Origin of the sequence: Rhodoferax sp. UBA5149, assembly GCF_002413825.1 — a bacterium.
Taxonomy (GTDB): domain Bacteria; phylum Pseudomonadota; class Gammaproteobacteria; order Burkholderiales; family Burkholderiaceae_C; genus Rhodoferax.
The window spans coordinates 50,376-50,668 of sequence record NZ_DHXT01000102.1; the positions used below are offsets into that span (position 1 = coordinate 50,376).

The following is a 293-nucleotide window of genomic DNA, read 5'->3' on the forward strand; positions in this document are numbered from 1 at the left end:
CCATCGGCGGACTCGATAAACCGAAACTTTTCTGCTTTATCCAGATTGTCAATCGCTGGGCCAGGCGTTTCTGCCAAGGCACTCAGTAGGGCCGGTAGCAGTTTGTCGCCCACCGTGTCTTGCAGACGGCCAAAGCGGCTAACGAACGCGTCCAGACGCTCAGCCAGAATGGGATCGGTCTCGACCTTCTGGGCCTCTTCAATCGTAAAAAGATTTGCAAACAAACGGCGATCCGTGTCCAACAAGTGTTGGCATTCCTTTGTTGTCACGCGTGACAAAAATTCAAGGCGTGC

At 53.2% G+C, this 293-nt stretch carries 1 pseudogene; it reads right to left on the reverse strand.

What is annotated here, in order from left to right:
• Positions 1 to 245 (reverse strand): annotated as a pseudogene (locus tag B3V69_RS09305) (hypothetical protein); the annotation flags it as partial.
• Between the last annotated feature and the right edge of the window lie 48 nt (positions 246 to 293).